General features: G+C 62.7%; 20 protein-coding genes. 9 read left to right on the top strand and 11 right to left on the bottom strand.

What is annotated here, in order from left to right; genetic code table 11:
- Window positions 1–35: 35 nt before the first annotated feature.
- The gene (locus HY30_RS04175) at window positions 36–1,328 is read right to left on the bottom strand and encodes a NupC/NupG family nucleoside CNT transporter (RefSeq protein WP_051614813.1); all 1,293 of its coding nucleotides are present in this window, start codon (window positions 1,326–1,328) and stop codon (window positions 36–38) included.
- Window positions 1,329–1,569: 241 nt separating this feature from the next.
- Between HY30_RS04175 and HY30_RS04180 the strand changes: the two genes are divergently transcribed.
- Together HY30_RS04180 and HY30_RS19940 are read left to right on the top strand one after the other, a co-directional pair.
- Window positions 1,570–3,111: a S10 family peptidase gene (locus HY30_RS04180; RefSeq protein ID WP_034737452.1), complete on the top strand. Its 1,542-nt coding sequence runs from the start codon at window positions 1,570–1,572 to the stop codon at window positions 3,109–3,111.
- A gap of 290 nt (window positions 3,112–3,401) precedes the next feature.
- Window positions 3,402–3,998 (top strand): hypothetical protein, encoded by a 597-nt coding sequence (locus tag HY30_RS19940; RefSeq protein WP_034737454.1) that lies wholly within the window; start codon window positions 3,402–3,404, stop codon window positions 3,996–3,998.
- A gap of 290 nt (window positions 3,999–4,288) precedes the next feature.
- On the opposite strand, the gene HY30_RS04195 is transcribed toward HY30_RS19940, so the two are convergent.
- From HY30_RS04195 to fabD, 8 genes are all read right to left on the bottom strand, one after another.
- Complete coding sequence (locus HY30_RS04195; RefSeq protein ID WP_034737458.1) at window positions 4,289–4,507, bottom strand: hypothetical protein; 219 nt, start codon at window positions 4,505–4,507, stop codon at window positions 4,289–4,291.
- A 54-nt stretch (window positions 4,508–4,561) separates the two neighbouring features.
- On the bottom strand, window positions 4,562–5,203 hold the full coding sequence (gene gmk, locus HY30_RS04200) for a guanylate kinase (RefSeq protein ID WP_034737460.1): 642 nt from the start codon (window positions 5,201–5,203) through the stop codon (window positions 4,562–4,564).
- Complete coding sequence (locus HY30_RS04205; protein ID WP_034737462.1) at window positions 5,193–6,080, bottom strand: YicC/YloC family endoribonuclease; 888 nt, start codon at window positions 6,078–6,080, stop codon at window positions 5,193–5,195. The genes gmk and HY30_RS04205 overlap by 11 nt, the downstream gene beginning before the upstream one ends.
- On the bottom strand, window positions 6,073–7,104 hold the full coding sequence (gene mltG / locus HY30_RS04210; protein WP_034737464.1) for an endolytic transglycosylase MltG: 1,032 nt from the start codon (window positions 7,102–7,104) through the stop codon (window positions 6,073–6,075). Before mltG ends, HY30_RS04205 begins: the two co-directional genes overlap by 8 nt.
- A gap of 64 nt (window positions 7,105–7,168) precedes the next feature.
- Window positions 7,169–8,455 carry a beta-ketoacyl-ACP synthase II gene (fabF, locus tag HY30_RS04215; RefSeq protein ID WP_034737466.1) on the bottom strand — a complete coding sequence of 429 codons (1,287 nt, stop codon included), beginning with the start codon at window positions 8,453–8,455 and terminating at the stop codon, window positions 7,169–7,171.
- A gap of 16 nt (window positions 8,456–8,471) precedes the next feature.
- Window positions 8,472–8,705: an acyl carrier protein gene (locus tag HY30_RS04220; RefSeq protein WP_034737469.1), complete on the bottom strand. Its 234-nt coding sequence runs from the start codon at window positions 8,703–8,705 to the stop codon at window positions 8,472–8,474.
- Between the two features lie 114 nt (window positions 8,706–8,819).
- Window positions 8,820–9,557 (bottom strand): 3-oxoacyl-[acyl-carrier-protein] reductase, encoded by a 738-nt coding sequence (fabG, locus tag HY30_RS04225; RefSeq protein ID WP_034737471.1) that lies wholly within the window; start codon window positions 9,555–9,557, stop codon window positions 8,820–8,822.
- The gene (gene fabD, locus HY30_RS04230; protein ID WP_034737473.1) at window positions 9,550–10,512 is read right to left on the bottom strand and encodes an ACP S-malonyltransferase; all 963 of its coding nucleotides are present in this window, start codon (window positions 10,510–10,512) and stop codon (window positions 9,550–9,552) included. The genes fabG and fabD overlap by 8 nt, the downstream gene beginning before the upstream one ends.
- A 209-nt stretch (window positions 10,513–10,721) precedes the next feature.
- Here fabD and rpsF point away from each other — a divergent pair, with 209 nt between their 5' ends.
- The 5 genes from rpsF to HY30_RS04255 all read left to right on the top strand — a co-directional run bounded on the left by rpsF (window position 10,722) and on the right by HY30_RS04255 (window position 14,759).
- Window positions 10,722–11,060 carry a 30S ribosomal protein S6 gene (rpsF, locus tag HY30_RS04235; RefSeq protein ID WP_034737475.1) on the top strand — a complete coding sequence of 113 codons (339 nt, stop codon included), beginning with the start codon at window positions 10,722–10,724 and terminating at the stop codon, window positions 11,058–11,060.
- An 18-nt stretch (window positions 11,061–11,078) separates the two neighbouring features.
- The gene (gene rpsR / locus HY30_RS04240; RefSeq protein WP_034737477.1) at window positions 11,079–11,336 is read left to right on the top strand and encodes a 30S ribosomal protein S18; all 258 of its coding nucleotides are present in this window, start codon (window positions 11,079–11,081) and stop codon (window positions 11,334–11,336) included.
- 11 nt (window positions 11,337–11,347) lie between these two features.
- Window positions 11,348–11,941 (top strand): 50S ribosomal protein L9, encoded by a 594-nt coding sequence (rplI, locus tag HY30_RS04245; protein ID WP_034737479.1) that lies wholly within the window; start codon window positions 11,348–11,350, stop codon window positions 11,939–11,941.
- 149 nt (window positions 11,942–12,090) lie between these two features.
- Window positions 12,091–13,581: a replicative DNA helicase gene (locus HY30_RS04250; protein WP_034737481.1), complete on the top strand. Its 1,491-nt coding sequence runs from the start codon at window positions 12,091–12,093 to the stop codon at window positions 13,579–13,581.
- Window positions 13,582–13,685: 104 nt separating this feature from the next.
- Entirely contained in the window at window positions 13,686–14,759 is a 1,074-nt protein-coding gene (locus HY30_RS04255) for a GGDEF domain-containing protein (RefSeq protein ID WP_034737483.1), read from the top strand.
- Window positions 14,760–14,775: 16 nt separating this feature from the next.
- On the opposite strand, the gene HY30_RS04260 is transcribed toward HY30_RS04255, so the two are convergent.
- Together HY30_RS04260 and HY30_RS04265 are read right to left on the bottom strand one after the other, a co-directional pair.
- Window positions 14,776–15,912 carry an acyl-CoA dehydrogenase family protein gene (locus tag HY30_RS04260; RefSeq protein ID WP_081812047.1) on the bottom strand — a complete coding sequence of 379 codons (1,137 nt, stop codon included), beginning with the start codon at window positions 15,910–15,912 and terminating at the stop codon, window positions 14,776–14,778.
- Between the two features lie 97 nt (window positions 15,913–16,009).
- Window positions 16,010–16,498: a CinA family protein gene (locus HY30_RS04265; protein WP_034737605.1), complete on the bottom strand. Its 489-nt coding sequence runs from the start codon at window positions 16,496–16,498 to the stop codon at window positions 16,010–16,012.
- 131 nt (window positions 16,499–16,629) lie between these two features.
- Here HY30_RS04265 and HY30_RS04270 point away from each other — a divergent pair, with 131 nt between their 5' ends.
- Both HY30_RS04270 and HY30_RS04275 read left to right on the top strand, forming a co-directional pair.
- Window positions 16,630–17,400, top strand: coding sequence for an SDR family NAD(P)-dependent oxidoreductase (locus HY30_RS04270; protein ID WP_034737485.1), 771 nt, complete (start codon window positions 16,630–16,632; stop codon window positions 17,398–17,400).
- A 67-nt stretch (window positions 17,401–17,467) separates the two neighbouring features.
- Entirely contained in the window at window positions 17,468–18,457 is a 990-nt protein-coding gene (locus HY30_RS04275; protein ID WP_051614814.1) for a DNA topoisomerase IB, read from the top strand.
- Window positions 18,458–18,466 lie beyond the last annotated feature (9 nt).

The raw sequence follows: 18,466 nt of genomic DNA on the forward strand, positions 1-18,466 counted from the left end.
CCCCGCCGCTTGGCGAGCCCTCCCCGAGCGTCAGCTCAGTGCGCGCCCGCGAACAGCTGATAAGGCAGCGCGCCCACAACCGCGCCCGACAGGCACGTTGCCAGCGTGCCCGCCAGCAGCGTGCGCCAGGCCAGCGACAGGAAATCGTCGCGCCGGTCAGGCTCGATGATCGACAGGCCGCCGATCAGGATGCCCATCGAGCCGAAATTCGCAAAGCCGCAGATCGCGTGCGCCGTGATGATCCGCGTGCGCGGGTCCATCGCATCCACCGGCAGCTCGGCCAGTTGGAGGAAGGCCACGAACTCGGTCAGCACCGTCTTCACGCCCATCAGCGAGCCGGACTGAGCCGCCTCGTTCCACGGCACGCCGATCATGTACATCAGCGGCGCAAACACCCAGCCCAGCACCCGCTCGATCGACAGCGGCGCGCCGAACGCGTCCGGCAATGCGCCCAGCCCGGCATTGACCAGCCAGAGCAGCGCCAGCGCCGCGATCAGCATGGTTGCAATGTTCAGCACGATCTTCAGGCCGTCCGTCGCACCCGTCGAGAAGGCATCCATCGTGGAGGCATAGTTGAAGTCCGGCTGCTTCATCCGCTCGGTCGTCGGCGTGGTTTCGGGAATCATGGTCAGCGCCACGGCCACGGCGGCCGGCGCGGCCATGATCGAGGCCGTCAGCAGCTGCGCCAGCGGATTGGCCATCTTGCCATCCAGGAACGCCCCGTAGACAACCAGAACAGAGCCGGCAATCGTGGCAAACCCGGCCGTCATCATGATCAGGAGTTCCGACCGCGTCATGCCCTTGATGTAGGGCCGGATCAGCACCGGCGCCTCGGTCATGCCCATGAACACGTTCGCCGACACGGCCAGCGAGGTCGCCCCGCCCAGCCCCATCGTGCGCTGGAAAATATAGGCAAAGCCATTGGTCACCCAGCGCAGGATGCGCCAGTGCCACAGGATGGCCGACAGGGCCGCCACGACGATCACGATCGGCAGGATCTGGAAGAAGAACAGCGGCGGCGGCGTGCCCTCCATCAGCTCGGCGCCGGCCGTATTGTCGCCGACATAGCCGAACACGAAGCCCGTGCCCGCGCGCGTCGCCGCCTGCAGGCCGTCGACCACGTCATTGGCATGGAACAGGATGCCGCGCACGAAGGGCACACCGAACAGCAGCAGCGCAAACACGAACTGCATCGCCGTCGCGCCGAGGATGATGCGCCACGGGAACAGGCCGCGCTTTTCCGACAACAGCCAGCACAGGCCATAGATGAGCCCGATCCCGATCAGCGCACGGGCATTGTCCCAGCCCCATTCATAACCCGCCAGCATCCAGATACGCTCCCTCGCCCGTTTTGCGACCTGTATGACTTAGCCGTGACAGCCGGGAATGGAAAGCACGCAGGTGCGCCGGGGTGTATCTCGGGGCCTGTTGCCGGATACCGTGGCAGGAAAACCCGGGGCGCTTTGACACCCCTTCGCCCCGGCGACTGGTTTTTGCCTTTACAATCAAGTATCTCCGTCTCAAACCGCTATCCTGCCCCGGTCCTGCCGAGGCCCCAGACGGAGAGACATGATGATGCGCGCCCTGTTCATGGCCCTGGTGATGGCCGTTGCCACACCCGCCTTTGCCGACCCGGACACCGCCAAAGCGGACGACGAAAAGACCGAAACCAGGCCCGTGCCCGATCCGGTCATGTTCGAGAGCAAGCATAGCGGCGTCTTCGGCGGCCAGAAAATCGCCTACCATGTCGAAGCGGGCGAGACCTATATCGCCAACGAGGAAGGCGACCCGGCCGCCAGCCTCTTCACCCTCTCCTATATCCGCGACAATGCGGGCGCCGACCGGCCCGTCACCTTCGTCTTCAATGGCGGCCCCGGCTCGGCCTCCGTCTGGCTGAACCTCGGCCTGCTCGGCCCGAAGCGCGTTGAAGTCGCCAGCGATGCCGACGCGGATGATGGCGCCGCGCCCTATAGTCTGGTCGACAATGAACAATCCATGCTCAACGTCACCGACCTTGTCTTCATCGATCCTGTCGGCACGGGCTACAGCCGCGTCGTCGGCGACGGCGAAAACGCGGACTATTGGAACGAGGACGGCGACGCCAGCTCGATTGCCGAATTCATCCGCATCTGGATCACCAAGCACAAGCGCTGGAACGCCCCGAAATACCTCGCCGGCGAAAGCTTCGGCACCACCCGCGCCGCCTATCTCGCCAATGAGCTGACCACAGGCGACGTCGATATCGCCCTCAACGGCATCGTGCTGATCTCGCAGGCGCTCGACTATGAGGGCTCCACCTCGGTCGACGACAATGTCTATTCCTACATCACCTACCTGCCGAGCATGGCCGCCGCCGCGCAATATCACGGCAAGGCCGGCCAGGGCATTGCCCAGGCCGATTTCCTCGGCGAGGCCCGCGCCTTTGCCCGCGATGAATATGGCCCGGCCCTGCTCAAGGGCGACCGTCTCAGCCCGGACGAACGCGCCCATATCCGCGACCGGCTCGCCTATTTCACCGGCCTTGATCCCGTCTATATCGAGCGCTCCAGCCTGCGCATCCTGATGCCCCGCTTCCAGAAGGAACTCCTGCGTGACAAGGGCCTCGCCCTCGGGCGCCTCGATGGCCGCTATGCCGGCGACGAGGCCGACGATATCGCCGAGACCCCCGAAGACGATGCGGCGAGCTATTTCGTCAGCTCGGCCTATTCCGCCCTGATGAACCAGTACCTGTCGACCGATCTCGGCGTCGAGATGGACCGCCCTTACATGGTGTCCAGCAGCGAGGCCGGTTCGCAATGGGACTTTGACGACAAGGCGGAAGGCGAATCCTGGGAGCCGCATTACGTCAATGTCGGCCGCCAGCTGACGACCGCGATGCGCCACAACACGGCCCTGAAAGTCATGGTGGCCAGCGGCTATTACGACCTGATCTGCCCTTTCTTCGATGCAGAGATCACGTTCGGCCGCTATGGCATCCCGCAGGACCGCGTCGCCCTCACCTACTACCAGGGCGGCCACATGATGTACCTGAACGACGGCGCCCGCGACGCCCTCTCGACAGACATCCGCACCTTCTACAGCGGCAAACTGAAAGACGCCCGTCCGGATTAGGCAGCGCCACTCCCCCCAAACCACAGTCCCGGCGAAAGCCGGGACCTCAGGCAATTGATGAACAAAGCCAGCCACACGCGCACCCCTCTCCCTTGGGAGAGGGGCCGGGGGTGAGGGGCCACCGCACACCCCGCAAACACCGCTCTCGCAGCGCCGACGTTTCCCCTCATCCCCAACCCTCGCTCGGGCAATCGCAGTGCGATTGCTGATCCTCGCAAGCCCAAAGGGAGAAGGTGGGCTACCTCCCCACCTTATCCAACCCTAATCCCGCCCGGCCTATACTGGCCGCCATGACCAAAACGTCCGCCTTCGTCACCCATGGCATCGCCCACGCGCAACGCGCGCTGGCGAACGTCGCCGTGATGACGAACGCCCACCTCAACCCCACAACCCTGAAACGCACCCTCGCCCGGCGCGCCCGCGCCGAACTCGCGCGGCTCGAAATCATCATCCGGCGGCTGCTCATTCTGATGGCCCTCGGGCTCGTGCTGCCGCCTGTGCCTGTTCGTGCATCGTCCGTGCATCCTTCGTGCACCGGGCGCGTCGAGACGAAGGCCTCGGGCCGCCTCACGGGCCTCTCGCCCCGCATCCTGGGCCCGGACATGAACCGGGACGGGCTCGCCACAGCGGCGCGATCCTGCGGACCCGTTCAGGCCGCGCCGATCCTCGCCCGCCTCGCAGCCCTGCAGGAACTGCTCGCGGCCCCCGAAGCCCATGCCAGACGCCTCGCCCGCACGCTGGAACGCCAGCGGAAGGCCGGAGACCCGGCGCCCATGGCGCTGCCCATGACCCGCACCCACCGCCTGCCGCCCGAACTCGGCGCCATCGCCACGGGCCTGCCGGAATTGCTCCGCACCGCGTTCAAGAGCTGGGAAAGTTCGGGCTGAATCCCCCTCACAATCAGACCCCCATGCCGGGCGCCCCAAAGGGCGTTTCCGGTCGCACCTGCATGACCCCCCTCTAGCTCCCCCCTTTCAGGGGGGAGAACAGTCCGCACTGTTTGGAATGATCTCGGCCCACGAAAGGGACTCCTCCCCCTGAAAGGGGGAGGCTGGGTGGGGGTCCGATACCGCGCTCTCAAAAAAGAGGCCCCCCCAATCCGCGCTCCCGGCGAAAGCCGGGACCTCAGGCAATCGGAGAAAGCCCCCGGCCTGCGCCGGGAATACGGGCATACTGATCAGGGCTTCCCGTCGAACGGCTCGACCACGATATCCGTCACTTCCTCGAATGTGTGCGAACGGTCCATGCCGCCGCGCAGCACATACCAGGCGACCAGGACAATCGCGGCAAACGGGAGCAGCCATAGGAGCCAGACCCGCTTCGCCTTGGGGCGCGGCGGAGGGGCCGGCGGCTCAGGCGACTGGCCACCGGTCTGCGGTTCATTATCGTTCGTCATGTGCTGGCCCTTTCCGGGAGGACTTGCAAAAACGGCTAAAGGGTTCGGGTGTTCCTAGGCCTCGCCCAAAAGGCGGCGGACATGGTCTTCAAGGTCCAGCTGGCGCAGCCGTTTCAGGCGCTCCACAAGCAGGATGCGGCGCAGGCGCTGGTACGCCTCGTCGAGATTGTCATTGACGATGGCATAGTCATAGCGGCGCCAGTGCATGATTTCCCGGCGCGCATCCACCATGCGGCGGGCGACATCTTCCGGCGTCGAGCCCTCGCGGGCAGCAAGGCGCGCTTCCAGCTCCTCGATGCTCGGCGGCAGGATGAAGACCGAGACGACATCGTTCGGCATCTGGTCGTGCAGCGCATCGGCGCCCTGCCAGTCGACGTCGAACAGGATGTCCTCGCCGCTCTCCAGCTTCGCCACCGTGTCGGCGCGCGGCGTGCCGTAATACTTGTCGAACACATGGGCCCATTCGAGGAATTCGCGGTTCGCAATCATGCCCTTGAAGTCCTCAACGGACTTGAAGTGGTAATGCGCGCCTTCCTGCTCGTTCGGGCGCGGTTTGCGCGTCGTGGCGGAGACCGAGAGGTTCACATCCTCGAACTCGTTCAGCAGCATGTGCGACAGCGTCGTCTTGCCTGCGCCCGACGGGCTCGACAGGACGAGCATCAGCCCCCGGCGCTTTCCCATTTGCTCATTCGACATTCGCGGCCTGCTCCTTGAACTGGTCAATCACCCCTTTGAGGCCGAGACCGGCATTCGTCAAATCCAGGCTGACAGATTTCGAGCAAAGCGTGTTGGCTTCGCGGTTCAGTTCCTGCGCCAGGAAGTCGATCTTGCGGCCCGCCGGCGAACCGGCCGCCAGCAATTCCCGCGCGCCGATGAAGTGCGCCGACAGGCGGTCCAGCTCTTCGCGCACGTCGGCTTTGGCGGCGCTGAGGGCGATTTCCACCGCCGCCCGGTCGGCATCGACGCGGCCCTCGGCATCGAGTTCGTCCAGCTGCTTTGTCAGGCGCGCCTTCAGCAGCGCGGGCTGGCCCTCGGCCAGTTTCGCGGCGCTGGCGGCAAAGCCTTCCATCTCGCTGACCAGTCCTGTGAGCAGGTCCTTGAGCGAAGCGCCCTCCGCGAGGCGCGCCGCAGCCAGCTCATTGAGCGCGGCCTCGGCGGCTTGCGTCAGTGTCGCAATGGCCGCTTCGTCCTGCGCCAGTTCGCGCAGCGAGCTGCCGCCGGTTTCGACTACGCCCTTCAGCGTCATCAGCGTGGCAACCGCCTCGCCGGACAGGCCAACGCCGTGAATGGCCTGCGCCGCATTCGTCAGCGCTACCAGAAGCGGCTCGTTGACGGTGACTTTCTCGTCGCCGGCACTCATGTCGATTCGCAGCGAGACTTGCAGCGAGCCGCGATTGAACAGTTTCGACGCCGCCGCTTTCACGCTGCGCTCCAGCACGTCGAATCCCGGCGGCGTGTTGACACGCACATCCAGGCTGCGCCCGTTCACGCTTTTCGCTTCCCAGGCCCAGCTGCCCCAGGGCGCTTCCCCCGTGACGCGGGCAAAGCCGGTCATGCCGGACAGTTCACTCATTTGTCGCCCTTTCCCGCGCGATCTCGCCGCGCTCGTATTTCCGATAGGCCGCCACATTCCGATTGTGCTCGGCCAGCGTCTTGGCGAAGAGATGCCCCCCTTTGCCATCTGCCACGAAGAAAATGTACTCGGTTTCAGGCGGGTTTAGCACTGCGGCAATGGCGTCGCGGCCGGGATTGCAGATCGGCGTCTTCGGCAGGCCGTCGATCTGGTAGGTGTTCCAGTCCGTCTTGCGGTCGATCTCGGAGCGCAGCAGCGTGCGGCGCTTGCCGGCCTTGTTGTACAGAGGCTCGCCCTGCGAGACGCCATAGATGATCGTCGGGTCGCTCTCCAGCCGCATTCCACGCTTCAGGCGGGTGACGAAGAGGGCGGCGACTTCGGGCCGCTCGTCTGCCCGTCCGGTTTCCTTCTCCACGACGGAGGCGAGGATCACAGCTTCCTGCGGCGTGCTGATCGGCAAGCCGTCCTGACGCATGGGCCAGAGTTCAGCGAGCAGGTCATCCTGCGCCTTGGCCATCTGGGCGATCAGCTTGGCGCGCGTCATGCCGCGATGATAAAGATACGTATCAGGAAGAAGGCTGCCCTCGGCGACGGGGAGTTCAGGCATCGGACCGATCAGAACGGGATCGGCTTCGATCAGGCGCAACAGCTGCGCCGTGGTGCGCCCCTCCGGCAGCGTGATCTTGTGCATCACGGCTTTGCCCTCGATCAGCGTCTCCAGGATTTCGCCCATGCTGGCCTGCGGCTCGATCACGAACTCACCGGATTTGAGCGCGCCCTCCGTGCCATCAATGCGGACCTTCAGGCGCAACAGCCAGGCCGACCGGATGACACCGTCCTTTTCCAGCCGGCTGGAGACGGTGGAGAAGCCTTCGCCGGGCTCAACGACAAACAGGGTTTCGGCGGAAGACGGCCCATCCTTGGCCACTTCATTGCCCAGCCAGATCCAGCCCGCACCCGCGACAGCTGCCGTGAGAATGACGACAGCCACGATGAGTGACAACAGGGCTCGGATGAACTTCATGAAACGCCTCACACGAATCTGGCAATGCCAGCCTACATGCCCGCCCCTGCCCGGCGATAGTGGCCTATTTCACTTCACGGATGACAAGCGACGCATTGGTGCCGCCAAATCCGAAACTGTTCGACATGGCAGCCCGCACGCGGCCCTTCTTGGCCTTGTGGGGAATGAGGTCGATCGGTGTCTCGAAGCTCGGATTGTCGAGGTTCAGCGTCGGCGGCATGACCTGGTCGCGGATCGCGAGCGCGCAGAACGCGGTCTCGATGGCGCCCGCCGCGCCCAGAAGGTGGCCGATGGCCGACTTGGTCGACGACATGGAGAGGTTCTTGGCGTGGTCGCCATAGGCCCGCTCAACCGCGCCGGCTTCGCCCTCATCACCCTTCGGTGTCGAAGTGCCGTGTGCGTTGATGTAATCGACTTCGGTGGGATCAATCCCGGAATTCTTGAGCGCCATTTTCATGGCACGATAGCCGCCTTCTGCGCCCTCGGCCGGGGCCGTGATGTGATAGGCGTCGCCGGTCAGGCCATAGCCGGACACTTCGGCATAGATCTTCGCGCCGCGCGCCTTGGCATGCTCGTACTCTTCGAGCACCAGCACGGCCGCGCCATCACCCATGACAAAGCCGTCGCGATCCTTGTCATAAGGACGCGAGGCCTTTTCAGGCGTATCGTTGAAAGCTGTGGACATGGCCTTGGCGGCGCAGAAACCGGCAATGGCGATGCGGCCGATAACGGCCTCGGAACCACCTGCCAGCATCACGTCGGCATCGCCGAACTTGATGAGGCGCGCCGAGTCGCCAATGGCATGTGCGCCCGTGGCGCAGGCCGTAACGACCGCGTGGTTCGGGCCCTTGAAACCGTGCTTGATCGAGACCTGGCCGGAAGCGAGGTTGATCAGCGCAGACGGAATGAAGAACGGGCTGACCTTGCGCGGGCCATGCTCGTGCAGGGTAACAGCCGTATTGTAGATGGATTCAAGGCCGCCGATGCCGGAGCCAATCATGACACCGGTGCGTTCCTTGCTCTCTTCGTCCTGCGGACGCCAATCGGCATCCTCGACGGCTTCTTCAGCTGCCGCGATGGCGTAGAGAATGAATTCGTCGATCCGGCGCAGCTCCTTGGAGGAGACAAACTTGTCCGGATCAAACGCATGGGGGTCGCCTGTCCCACCGCCGCGCCCATTGGTCCACGGAACCTGAAACGCAATCTTGCACGGCATATCTTCCGGATCGAAGACGTCGATGCGTCCCGCTCCGGATTTTCCAGCAATCAGGCGTTCCCAGGTTGCCTCACGCCCGAAAGCGAGCGGAGAGACAATCCCGATACCCGTTATGACAACGCGGCGGTCAGACATGCAGTATCAGCCCTATTTAGATGTGGGCTTTGATGTGAGTCACCGCATCGCCGACGGAGCGGATGGATTCCTGCACATCGTCTGGGATCTCGATGTTGAATTCTTCTTCAAAGGCCATGACCAGTTCAACCAGGTCCAGCGAGTCAGCGCCGAGGTCGTCGATGAAGCTTGCGCTCTCAACAACTTTGTCGGCGTCCACGTCGAGATTATCGACTACGATTTTTTTAACACGCTCAAGAACGTCAGACATGAATACCTCTCTAGATATGCCCGATAGCCGGCTCATTTCTGAACCATTGTGTTGCGCCTAGCACACCCTTGGCGAAAGCGCCAAGCCCTAGTCGCAACGGTTACAGTAGCGAAATCAGATCATTGCCATACCGCCATTTACATGTAGCGTTTGCCCCGTAACGTATGCGGCCTCGCTGGAAGCAAGATACACTGCGGCTGCAGCGATGTCTGCCCCCTGCCCCAGACGGCCTGAAGGGATCTGTCCCAACAGCGCGATTTTCTGGGTTTCAGGCAGCCCGTCCGTCATCGGTGATTCGATGAATCCGGGCGCAATCGTGTTGGCGGTGATGCCGCGGCTGGCCACTTCCTGCGCGATGGATTTCGTGAAACCGATCATGCCGGCCTTCGAGGCGCAATAATTTGTCTGGCCGGGGTTTCCGGTGACGCCGACAACCGAAGTGATTCCGATGATGCGGCCGTAGCGGCGCTTCATCATGCCGCGAACGACCGTCTTCGTGAGGCGAAAATAGCTGCCAAGATTCACCTGCAGTACGTCATTCCAGTCCTCATCCTTCATCTGGATGAGCAGCTTGTCGCGCGTGATGCCGGCATTGGCGATGAGGATGTCCAGCGGGCCCACGGCGGCCTCGGCGCGGCCCACAAGACTATCAACGGCCTCGGCGTCCGACAGGTTGCAGGTCACGATGGCGCTTTCGCCCTTCAGCGTGGCGGCAACCTCCTCCAGCACGCTTTCGCGTGTGCCGGAGAGGGCCACTTTCGCGCCTGCCTCGGACAGCGCTGTGGCGATCGCCCGGCCAATGCCACCCGATGCGCCGGTAACCAGGGCCGTACGGCCGGTAAGATCAAACATGGGCTTCTCCCTTGATGGCTGCTGCGAAGGCTTCAAGATCCTCGGGCGTGCCGAGCGTGAAGCCGTTCAGTGATTTTTCGATGCGGCGCTGCATGACCGTCAGAACCTTGCCGGCGCCCGCTTCGCCTGTCGTGGTGACGCCCTTGCCGACCATGAACTGCACGCTCTCGGTCCAGCGCACGCGGCCTGTGACCTGATCAACGAGGTTCTTGCGGATCGTGTCCGGCTCAGATGTCGGCGAAGCGGAAATATTGGCCACGACCGGCACGACAGGCGCCTTGATATCAATGCCAGCGAGCGCCTCGGCCATCGCATCAGCGGCAGGCTGCATCAGTGAGCAATGGAATGGCGCGGATACGTTGAGGAGCATCGCCTTCTTCACACCATTCTCTCTGGCATGGGCGCACGCGGCCTCAACGGCGGCCGTCGAGCCGGACAGCACCAGCTGGCCGGGCGCATTGTCATTGGCCAGTTCACACACGCCGCCGGTCTCACGGCCTGCGACGCACGCGGCCTCGGCCTGGGCGACGTCAGCCCCCAGAAGGGCCGCCATCGCGCCCTCACCGGGCGCTACGGCGCCCTGCATGGCATTGCCGCGAATACGCAGGAGGCGCGCCGTGTCAGCCAGGCTGATCGCACCCGCCGAAGCCAGCGCCGAATACTCGCCCAGCGAATGGCCCGCCACGAACATGGCATCGGCCGCAGAGAGGCCGAATTCAGCCTCAAGCGCGCGCATGGCGGCCACGCTATGGGCCATCAGGGCGGGTTGTGTATTGGCTGTGAGGGTCAGGTCGGCGATATCGCCGTTCCACATCAGGTCCGACAGGTTCTGGCCCAGCGCTTCATCGACCTCTGCGAAGACTGCCTTTGCCGCCGGGAAAGCGTCTGCGAGCGCCTTGCCCATGCCGATTTCCTGGCTGCCCTGGCCCGGGAATATGAATGCCAATCCTGTCATTGTCTGGTCCTCCGGATTTTCCGTCGTGCCTAAAGGCGCTCGCGAATGTAAGCAAGCGCTTGAAATCTGCGCCATTTTGGGCTTAAGACGCGCGTTCACACGCAGGGATGCGGTCCTCAATAGCCCGGAATGAGCCGGACGAAGAGGGGCCATCGCTGGGCAGTTTCCCGCTGCCGAGCGCCGCATTCCTCATTTTTGGGAATAAAAACATGGCACTATATGAGCACGTCGTGATCACACGACCTGACATTTCGCCGGCACAGGTCGACACATTTGTCGAAGAACTGTCCGGCTTCCTCAAGGAAAAAGGCGCAACTGTCGGCCGCACCGAATATTGGGGCCTGCGCAACCTTGCCTATCCGATCAAGAAACAACGCAAGGCGCACTATTCGCTCCTGAACATCGACGGCCCAGCCGAAGCGATCCACGAACTGGAACGCCGCCTGCGCATTTCCGACGATGTGATGCGTTACATGACGATCCGCGTCGAGTCGCACAGTGACGAGCCATCGGCTGTCCTGTCGCGCAAAGAACGTCGTCGCGACTAGGACAGGAAAGGACATCAAATGGCTCAGAAACTGAACATCACGAACATTCCTGCCCGTCGCCCATTCGGCCGTCGCCGCAAGGTGGACCCGTTTACCGGCGAACACGCCCAGGAAATCGACTACAAAGACGTGAAACTGCTGCAGCGTTACATCTCTGAAAAAGGGAAAATCGTTCCTAGCCGCATCACGGCCGTCAACCTCAAGAACCAGCGCAAGCTTGCACAGGCGATCAAACGCGCCCGCATGCTGGCCCTGCTTCCGTTTGAAGTGAAGTAGGAGACACGACCATGCAAGTGATCCTTCTTGAACGCGTCGAGCGCCTTGGAAAGATCGGAGACGAAGTCTCCGTGAAGAACGGCTTCGCACGCAACTTCCTCATCCCGCAGGGCAAGGCCCTTCTCGCAAATGACAAGAACCGCGCGCGGTTCGAAGCTGAGCGTGAAGTGATTGAACAGCGTAACGCAACGGCCCGTGCGGCCGCCCAGACCGAAGCAGAGAAACTTGAAGGCACAGTCTTCACGATGATCCGCCAGGCTGGCGACACCGGCCAGCTCTTCGGCTCGGTCACCGCGCGTGATGTTGCTGAATCTGCTGCTGCAGCCGGCTTCAAAGTGCCGCTGAGCGGCGTGCGTCTCGACAAGCCGATCAAGGCCATTGGCCTTTATGACGTGTCGATCCGCCTTCACGCCGAAGTCACCGTCACCGTTCAGGCCAACGTGGCCCGTTCGACGGAAGAAGCCGAGCGTCAGGAAAAAGGCGAAGACATCGTTGCCTCCCTGCAGGAAGCCAACGCTGCGTTTGCCAGCGAACAGGCCAGCGAGCTGAAAGAAGCTGCAGCCGAGCTTTCCGACATGATCGGCGGTTCGGACGACGAGGACTAGTCCTCTCGCGACAGCGACATAAAATCAGAAAGCCGCAGCTATCCACAGCTGCGGCTTTTTTGTGAGTCGAATTGGCCAAACCGGGAACGCCGCCATTTGGGCTGTCGGAGGCACGCGCTTTCCTGCGCCATTTGGGGTATGATTAATTCATGCCTCTCGACGATCACGCCTCCGAAAACACGCTGACCGCGCCGAACAACCTGTCGGCCGAAGCCGCCGTGCTGGGCGCGATCCTGTTCGACAACAATGCCTATCAGCGGGTCGCCGATATCCTGCGCCCGTCGGACTTCTACGCCCCTGCCCACCAGGAGCTTTATGACGTCGCCGCGACCATGATCCAGCAAGGCCGGGTCGCTGACGGCGTGACCCTACGCGAGCATTTCGAGAAAGCCGAGAAGCTGACCGAGATCGGTGGCGCACGCTATCTGGAACAGTTGCTGGACAGTGCCGCCTTCGGGCCGGAAGTCTCCGACTATGCCTACATGATCCGCGACCTGGCGATGCGCCGCGCGCTGGTCGATATTGGCAGCGAGCTCAAAGGCCGCGCACTGACGCCGGGCCCCGATGAAGACGGGGCGCGCCAGATCGAACTGGCCGAGCGCCAGCTGTTCGATCTCGCCGAACGCGGCTCGACCGGGCGTGGCTTTACCAGCTTTGCCGAGGCCCTCGTCGAATCGCTCAAGTCGGCCGAAGCGGCGTTCAAGCGCGAAGGCAAGATCGCCGGCATCCCGACCATGTTGCGCGACCTCGATGACAAGCTCGGCGGCTTCCACCGATCCGACTTGCTCATTCTTGCCGGCCGCCCGTCGATGGGTAAGACATCGCTGGCGACCAACATCGCCTACAATGCGGCCGCCGCCTATCGCGCCGAAGTGCAGGATGATGGCTCCAGGAAAACCGTCGAAGGCGCGGTTGTCGGCTTCTTCTCGCTCGAAATGTCGAACGAACAGCTCGCCACACGTATCCTGGCCGAACGGACCGGCATCACGACCCACCGCATCCGGCAGGGTGATCTCGACAAGGCCGACTTCGAGCGCCTGCGCGAGGCCACGGAAGAGCTGCAGAACCTGCCGCTCTATATCGACGACACCGGCGGCATCTCGATCAGCCAGCTGGCGGCCCGCGCACGGCGCCTCCAGCGCTCGGCCGGCCTCGACCTGATCGTGATCGACTACCTTCAGCTGATCACCGTCACCAATGGCAATTCCAACGCCAACCGCGTGCAGGAAGTGACCCAGATCACGACCGCGCTGAAGGCGCTCGCCAAGGACCTCAACGTGCCGATCCTGGCACTGTCACAGCTGTCGCGCGCCGTTGAACAACGCGACGACAAACGCCCGCAACTATCAGATCTTCGCGAATCCGGTTCGATCGAGCAGGATGCCGACGTTGTGATGTTCGTCTATCGTGAGGAATACTACCTTGCCCGGTCTGAGCCCGGTGCCGACCCGAATGATCCATCTTCCAATGAAAAATGGACCCAATGGCGCGCCCGGATGGACCAGATCTATGGCATTGCCGAAGTCATCATCGGCAAGCAGCGCCACGGCCCGATCGGCAAAGTCGACCTCGCCTTTGACGCCAACATCACCCGCTTCGGCAACCTGGACCGCGCCGGCATCGAGCGCGAGGAAGACTAAAGGCGCAAGTTTTTTCAAAAATTGCGCCTTCAGGCTATTAACCTGACATAAAATATGCGCCAGTAGACAGACTATGGTTAATAGCACAGTCGTGGGGACGCAAAGTGATACATAGCGCGCAAGCGAGCGAGGATGACGTTCAGCCGTCTTCCGACGCCTCGAAGGAAGCGATCGCAGTCTATCAGAATGCGGGCAAGGCTTTTGCCCTCATCGAAGAGCACCGCACGCCGCCTGATCCAAAGGCCTATGCACTGTGGTATGCGTATGCGGCTGGTGAAGATACGCGCGTTGTGGAGCGCGTGGATCAATTGCTCAAGAACAAGACGCCCCTCAGCGACTACGACATCGATTCCATCTATCAGGAACTGCTTCTGCCGGACACCGGCCAGGCCGCGACGCAGAGCATTGGCGGTGCGATCGAAAAGGAAATCGAAAGCGTCCTCGGCATCATCGAGCAGAGCGTATCGTCCAATGTCACCTACCAGGCTTCACTCAATGACGTCGAAACGCGCCTTCCGGCCGCTTCCTCAGGCGGGGGGCTCGCCTCGCTTGTATCGCGTCTTGTCAGCGACAACCGGCGCATGATCGACACGACCAAGCAGTTGAGCCAGGGTCTCAGCGAGTCCCAGAAACAGCTCGCCACGCTTCATCAGGAACTTGAGGAAGTCCGCAATCAGTGCATGCGTGACCCCCTGACGGCGATTGCCAACCGGCGTGCTTTCGATGATCGTCTTGAAGAAGAAATAAGCCACGCTTTCGCATCTGGCAGCAAGCTTTGCCTCGCCATGGCGGACATCGATCTCTTCAAGCAGGTCAATGACTCCTTCGGCCACCAGACAGGCGATTCCGTTCTGAAAATGTTCGCCCAGTGCATCAAGGGCAACATCAAGGGCCATGACATGGTCGCACGGATAGGTGGCGAGGAATTTGGCATCATCCTTCCCCAGACAGATGTTGTCTCGGCCTATAACCTCCTTGTGGCGATCAAGAGCGAACTCAAGGGTTCAGAAGTGCCTGTCGAAGGCGACCCGACACGCATTGCGCGCGTGACGGCATCATTCGGCGTCGCGCGGTTGGAAGCCGGCATGACCCTGCGAGGGCTGGTCGAGCAAGCCGACAAGTATCTCTACGAGGCGAAGAAGGCCGGGCGCGACAAGGTCAAGGCGCAGGGGCTGTAATCAGCTTACGGTGCGCCTAGGGACAGCCGATGGCGCGGGCCAGGATATTGCGATGCACTTCGCTCGTGCCTGAATAGATCGTCGCCGCCCGGGTGGCGAAATACTTTTCCTGAGCGAATGCGGATTGCGGCGCCACGTCTATTGCGACTTCCGTGATGGCCTGATGCAGTTCTGTCGCAAGCAGCTTGAGCGCCGAGGTCGCTGGCGCGGGGCCAATATCAATACCGCCCGCCGAGACGTGCGCCTCAAGTGCCTCGAACGCATCGATGCGGCGCACCATGTCCGCAAGGCGCATCTGCATTTCACCGTCCACACAGCCTGCCTCGGCAGCGCCCTGTTGTGCGGCCCGCATGGCGCGGCGCAGCAAGCCCGTCGTTGTATTGTTGGACCGGGCAATCTCCATCAGGCGCTTGGCGGCCTTCCAGCCCTCTCCCACATCACCGATACGGTCGACCGCCGGTGTACGCACGCCATTGAAGAAGACCTCATTGGTCTCGCAAGCCCCATCAATGAAACGGATAGGGCGCACCTCGATACCGGGCCGATCCATCTCGACGAGCAGGAAGACCAAGCCATGGCCTCCCGCCGATCCGGGGTCACAGCGGGCCAACAGGAACATGTGCGTCGCGTAATTGGCAAAGCTGGTCCAGAGCTTCGATCCCGTCAGGATAAAGTGTTCGCCCTCGCGCTCGGCGCGCAGTGACAGGGCGGAGAGGTCAGAGCCCGCCTGCGGTTCGGAAAATCCCTGGCACCATTCATGCGCGCCGCTGAGGATGGCCGGCAGGTAGCGATCCTTCTGTGCCTGCGTACCCTCCGCAATGATCAGGGGACCAATGGTCCGGATACCGGAGGATTGCAGGATAGGTGCGTCCCGTGCGGCGCTGGCGTTTTCAAAATAGAGCCTTTGCTCCGTGCTCCAGCCAGCGCCGCCATAGGCGACAGGCCAGGAGGGCGCAAGCCATCCCCGCTCGAACAATATGGCGCGCCATGCCGCGCAGGCTTCGAACGAGGACTTGAGGCCCGTGGTCGCCCGTCCAGCTGCGCGTAACTCATCTGTCAGCGCAGTGTCGAGAAAGGCGTCGACCTCGGCCCGAAAAGCGGCGTCCGCGACACTCTGCGCTTCCGCTGCCACGATCTGAAAACTGCCATCCATGTCGCTCTCCCTCTATTGAGGACAGAGCATCATTACGGACTTTCCGGCCGCTGCGGCCTATCCGGGAAACTACGTGGATGACGCGGCGTCGTCTCGTTCAGGCGAGCGCCGCGTGAAGCAGTTCCAGCGCATCCATCGCAAAGAGCCGCATGTTCTCAACACGGTCATCAAGGCCTGTCTCAAGCGTGCGGGAGACTTCCATTCCGCCATCGCCGACCAGCGCGACACAGGTGTGGCCGGACGCATCGCCATAGCCATTGCCCCCCGGCCCCGATGCGCCTGTTTCACAGAGGCCCCAATCGGCCTGCAGGCGCCCGCGTATCGTCCGGGCCATGAGGCGGGCATAGGGCTCGGTGGACGAGCGCATGCCATCGGTCATAACGGAGCGGTCCAGGCCCATCAGGCCGCGAAAGGCCTGCGGTGTGTAGATCACGCCGCCGCCGCGATAATAGGCCGAGGCACCGGGCACCGAGAGGAGCGCGGCAGAGATCAGCCCGCCGGACGAGGATTCGGAAATGCCGACCGTTTCGCCGCGCGCCTTGAGGCGGGCGCCGATTTCAGTGGCGAGGGGAAGGAGTGTCTGCATCCCTCCCATCAAGCAGCCAGCCAGCCCAATGGCAAGGCGCGACGCAAGGGCAGTTGGAATATGCACGCAGACGCGCCACATTAGGCGCCAAAGCACCGGCCTATCATGGCGGGCAGACAGGGAGAAAACACATGGACCTCAAACTCAAGGGCAAGAACGCCATCATCCTCGGCGGAACGCGCGGGATTGGCCGCTCCATCGCCGATACACTGGCAGCCGAAGGCGCCAATGTCGCCCTCTGCGCACGTCATGCCGACCAGGTGACAGAGGCCGTCAGCGAGCTTGAAGCGCTGGGCATCAAGGCGACCGGCGGCTCGGTCGACATTACGGATGGCGCTGCCCTCAAGGCATGGATCAAGGCGGCTGGCGAGGAACTCGGCGGTATCGACATCCTTATCTCGAATGCAGGCGCCATGGCGCAGGGCAATGATCCAGATGCCTGGAAGAAGAATTTCGAGCTGGATGTGCTCGGTGCCGTCAATGCGTTCGACGCCGCATCACCCTTCCTCACCAAAGCCGCAAAGGCCAATGGCGACGCCGCCTTCGTCATAATCACGTCGATTTCCGCCGCCATTGCCGATAGCGCGGGCTCTTACGGCCCGGTCAAGGCTTCGCTGATCCACATGGCCAAGGGCCTCGCCCGCCAGCATGCCGGCATCGGCCTGCGCGTGAACACCGTGTCGCCGGGCATGGTCTATTTCGAAGGCGGTATCTGGCACATGGTCGAGACCAACCAGCCCGAATTCTTCAAACAGGCCAATTCCCGCAACCCGATGGGCCGCTGCGCCACACCGCAGGAGATCGCCAATGCCGCCGTTTTCCTGGCGAGCCCGCTTTCGTCCTACACGACCGGCGCCAACCTCATCGTCGATGGCGCGGTGTCCAACCGGGTGAACTTCTAAATCCCGGCCGACGCTAATTTTTGACAGCGGGCAGGAACCGGGTTCGCAGGGCGGGAGTTCTGCGAACATGCCTTTCAGCTCGACTGTCCCCCTTGCACGCGAAACGGTTGGCGCCCGCCATGCGAAGCTTGTCTGGGCAGACACGGACAAGCCCGGCTGGCGACGCCAGCGACGCGGCAAAGGCTGGCGTTATATTGACGAGCGTGGCGATACGATTTCCGGCGAGGCGCGCGCACGGCTAGAGACGCTCGCCGTTCCCCCTGCATGGAAGAATGTCTGGCTCAGCCCTTCGGAGCGCGCTCACATCCTCGCCACTGGCGAGGATGACGCTGGCCGCACGCAGTATATCTACCACCCCGAATGGCGCCGAGTGCGCGACGAGGCGAAGTTTGCCGACATGCTGGAATTTGGCCGGGGCCTGCCTGCCCTGCGCCGTCAGGTTCAGTCGCGCCTCCTTGATATGGACGATCGGGTCGACTTTGCTTGTGCCTGTATCGTGCGCCTGCTCGACAAGGGCGCGCTGCGCATCGGCAAGGAAGGCCGCACCAGTGCCATCGGCGCGGTGTCGCTCTGCAACGCGCATGTCGATATCCACGATGAGTTGCTGGAGCTGCACTATATCGGCAAGGGCGGTAAGGCGCGCGATATCCTGATCGAGGATCAGTTGCTGATCAATGCGGTCAAACATTTGCAACAACTGCCGGGGCAAGCCCTCTTCGAAGTGGACGGGCATTGCATCACATCGCACGACGTCAATGAATTTATCCATGACCTGACAGGCCGCGCCTTCAGCGCGAAGGACTTCCGCACATGGTCCGGAAGCACGGCCGCAACTGAAGTATTGATGCGGGAAGACAAGCCGACGCTCAAGGCGCTGAGCGAAGCCGCCGCCGCACGCCTCGGCAACACACCCGCCATTGCAAAGAAATCCTATATCCACCCGGCAATCATGACACTGGCCGCAAATGGAGACCCCCTGCCCGCGCCCGATGGTCCGACACGTCTTCTGTCAGCCGAACGCCAGCTGATGGGCATCATGGCCGCCAGCAGCAAATAAGGAATCCTT

Source organism: Hyphomonas chukchiensis, assembly GCF_000682695.1.
GTDB lineage: Bacteria > Pseudomonadota > Alphaproteobacteria > Caulobacterales > Hyphomonadaceae > Hyphomonas > Hyphomonas chukchiensis.

Bases quoted from the DNA above. Each gene is read 5' to 3' on its own strand.
- HY30_RS04205 (WP_034737462.1), bottom strand. From the start codon at position 6,080: ATGAGTGAACTGTCCGGCATGACCGGCTTTGCCCGCGTCACGGGGGAA.
- gmk (WP_034737460.1), bottom strand. From the start codon at position 5,203: ATGTCGAATGAGCAAATGGGAAAGCGCCGGGGGCTGATGCTCGTCCTG.
- HY30_RS04275 (WP_051614814.1), top strand. From the start codon at position 17,468: ATGCCTTTCAGCTCGACTGTCCCCCTTGCACGCGAAACGGTTGGCGCC.
- HY30_RS04270 (WP_034737485.1), top strand. From the start codon at position 16,630: ATGGACCTCAAACTCAAGGGCAAGAACGCCATCATCCTCGGCGGAACG.
- HY30_RS04220 (WP_034737469.1), bottom strand. From the start codon at position 8,705: ATGTCTGACGTTCTTGAGCGTGTTAAAAAAATCGTAGTCGATAATCTC.
- HY30_RS19940 (WP_034737454.1), top strand. From the start codon at position 3,402: ATGACCAAAACGTCCGCCTTCGTCACCCATGGCATCGCCCACGCGCAA.
- rpsF (WP_034737475.1), top strand. From the start codon at position 10,722: ATGGCACTATATGAGCACGTCGTGATCACACGACCTGACATTTCGCCG.
- HY30_RS04175 (WP_051614813.1), bottom strand. From the start codon at position 1,328: ATGCTGGCGGGTTATGAATGGGGCTGGGACAATGCCCGTGCGCTGATC.
- fabD (WP_034737473.1), bottom strand. From the start codon at position 10,512: ATGACAGGATTGGCATTCATATTCCCGGGCCAGGGCAGCCAGGAAATC.
- HY30_RS04250 (WP_034737481.1), top strand. From the start codon at position 12,091: ATGCCTCTCGACGATCACGCCTCCGAAAACACGCTGACCGCGCCGAAC.
- HY30_RS04180 (WP_034737452.1), top strand. From the start codon at position 1,570: ATGATGATGCGCGCCCTGTTCATGGCCCTGGTGATGGCCGTTGCCACA.
- HY30_RS04260 (WP_081812047.1), bottom strand. From the start codon at position 15,912: ATGGATGGCAGTTTTCAGATCGTGGCAGCGGAAGCGCAGAGTGTCGCG.
- fabG (WP_034737471.1), bottom strand. From the start codon at position 9,557: ATGTTTGATCTTACCGGCCGTACGGCCCTGGTTACCGGCGCATCGGGT.
- mltG (WP_034737464.1), bottom strand. From the start codon at position 7,104: ATGAAGTTCATCCGAGCCCTGTTGTCACTCATCGTGGCTGTCGTCATT.
- HY30_RS04265 (WP_034737605.1), bottom strand. From the start codon at position 16,498: ATGCAGACACTCCTTCCCCTCGCCACTGAAATCGGCGCCCGCCTCAAG.
- HY30_RS04195 (WP_034737458.1), bottom strand. From the start codon at position 4,507: ATGACGAACGATAATGAACCGCAGACCGGTGGCCAGTCGCCTGAGCCG.
- rpsR (WP_034737477.1), top strand. From the start codon at position 11,079: ATGGCTCAGAAACTGAACATCACGAACATTCCTGCCCGTCGCCCATTC.
- fabF (WP_034737466.1), bottom strand. From the start codon at position 8,455: ATGTCTGACCGCCGCGTTGTCATAACGGGTATCGGGATTGTCTCTCCG.
- rplI (WP_034737479.1), top strand. From the start codon at position 11,348: ATGCAAGTGATCCTTCTTGAACGCGTCGAGCGCCTTGGAAAGATCGGA.